The organism is Paraburkholderia sp. CNPSo 3272 (genome assembly GCF_024206495.1).
Taxonomy (GTDB): domain Bacteria; phylum Pseudomonadota; class Gammaproteobacteria; order Burkholderiales; family Burkholderiaceae; genus Paraburkholderia.
The window spans coordinates 1-2,069 of record NZ_JAMBPQ010000090.1; the positions used below are offsets into that span (position 1 = coordinate 1).

2 protein-coding genes and 1 pseudogene are annotated in these 2,069 nt (G+C 61.9%); all 3 read right to left on the reverse strand.

The window, feature by feature from the left end:
* Nucleotides 1-120: pseudogene (locus tag M3I53_RS37805) on the reverse strand (IS110 family transposase); the annotation flags it as partial.
* Nucleotides 121-460: 340 nt separating this feature from the next.
* Nucleotides 461-1,654: a porin gene (locus M3I53_RS37810; RefSeq protein WP_309249576.1), complete on the reverse strand. Its 1,194-nt coding sequence runs from the start codon at nt 1,652-1,654 to the stop codon at nt 461-463.
* A gap of 117 nt (nt 1,655-1,771) precedes the next feature.
* Nucleotides 1,772-2,069: cytochrome c (locus M3I53_RS37815; protein ID WP_254320806.1), on the reverse strand; the 298-nt coding region annotated here is incomplete at its 5' end.

Genomic DNA, 2,069 nt, shown 5'->3' on the forward strand with positions numbered 1-2,069 from the left:
GGTCTTCGTCGTCCCGATCTTGCCGAGCAGTTCGACCTCGCCGGTGCCGAGCGCATAGGCAACCGTGATCGATTCCTTGTGAACGTCCAGGCCGACATACAACGTGCTATCGTTTTCCATTGCTGGCCTCCGTGCCGGAAATCGCCGGGTGTGACCCTGTCCACACCATGCGGCTCTGGCAGTCATGCTAACCCGCGCTTGATTCCTCCGCGGCAGGCCAGCCTCTACCTCGCGGAGTCATACTGACTATTGCGTGTGCTAGACGGAGAAGTCATGTAAGTCACGCTTGCGTCAACTGCAGGGCCGCGCAGCGGCGCGAGAAGTGACGTTGCTGTCAAAATACGAGTACTTATCTTTCCAGTCAAATTGCATGATGGGTCAGGTATCGCGCGTGATAATCGGCGGGCTTTCGCAAACGCACCCATCGTCCATCCGGCACGCAGGGTGGACATGCGAACACCTAGAACCGTTCACGAAATCCAAAGCTCACAATCGCCTGCGACTGCGTCGCCGCCGAGTGGCCGTTGCCCTTATCCGAGACCGAAGCCGTGGCCGCCACTGGTTTGCCGAGTGCATCGAGCGTCATGCCCGAAGCGTGCTGGTAGCCGGCTAGCAGATAAACCGTCGAGCGCTTCGAGAGGTCATACAGCGCGCCCACTGAGACGTTGTGGTATTGCGCCTCGTCTTCGATGCCATCCACATGGCTGCCGCGCGTGTAGCTATAACCTGCGAACAGATGTATGTGAGGTTGCACTTTCCACATGCCGAAAAGGCCGGCAATATTGAACGTCGCAGTGCCCGAATAGAGCGAATTCGCTCCGGCCTTGTATTGTACGTTGCCGTAGTTCGCGCCTACGATCGCCGGGCCGAAGTCCCAGGTCGCGCCAGCAGCCACGACCTGCTGCGACTGCGCGCTCGCGAAACCTTCGTTGATCGAAGAATTGAATGTTCCGTCATAGGTGCCTTGCCACTTGCCGGAGGTCGGGTCTTTGGAGCCAGTCTTAGTGTTATCCGAGTGCTCGTAGCCCACGCCCACTTGCAGAGGGCCGTGCGCGTAGCTGCCGCCCACGCTCCATGTGTTCTGGCTCTTGAGGCTGCCGGGCTGTCCGCCGAAGCCATATAGCGCGCCGAAGGTAAAGCCCGCATAGTTCGCGCTCGTGTATTTGACCGAATTGTTCACGCGTGTGGTCTGGTCGAGATCGTCGATATCGCCCGGATGCGCGCCGAAGCCGCCGATCGCGCTGACCGGAGCAACGGGCCCGACGAAGTCGTCGAGCGAGGTGTACTGGCGGCCCATCGTGAGCGACCCGTACTGCGTGTCGGCGAGGCCGACGAACGCCTGGCGGCCGAACAGGCGGCCGCCCTGGCCCTCGGTGCCATTGGTGATGTCGAAACCGTCTTCGAGCACGAAGATCGCGGCGAGCCCGTTGCCGAGTTCTTCCTTGCCACGGAGGCCCCAGCGGCTGCCTGATAGGTTGCCGCTCGTCACTGCCGCGTTCGAATGGCCCTGGCCCGTGCCGGTGCTGCCGGAGCGTTCGTTGCTGCGGTAGGTAATGCCTGCATCGACGATGCCGTAGAGCGCGACGGAGCTTTGCGCCGCCGCTGTTCCCGCTAGCGACAGGAGAATTGGTGCAGAAATCAGGGGCTTTTTCATCATGTGCTATCTCGACAATCAACAATGGTCCGTTCGTGAGTGGAACGGTCGAGCCGGCCCACGGCAGGCGCTGGTAGAAAACGCGATTGAAAGCGCCAGCGAGTTACCGCATTGGCATTAGCGTTGGTGCTTGAGCGAGGCGCCCGGCGGCAGCTCGGGCGTGCTGACGGTGACGGTCTTGCGGACCTTCGCGACGTCTTCTGCGCTCACTGGCGCGCCGGTGTTGCCCCAGCTCGCACGCACGAAGGTGGACACGTCGGCCACTTCCTGATCGGATAGACGCCAGCCGAACGCCGGCATCGTGAACGACGAGGGCGACGATTTCGTGCCTTCGAGGGCGCTGCCTGCCAGCAGCACGTGAATCAGCGAAGTGGGGTCCTTGCCCTGCACGACCGGGTTGCCGCCGAGCGCGGGG

Excerpts from the sequence above, each read along its gene's own strand:
- M3I53_RS37810 (WP_309249576.1), bottom strand. The coding sequence starts at position 1,654 with ATGAAAAAGCCCCTGATTTCTGCACCAATTCTCCTGTCGCTAGCGGGA.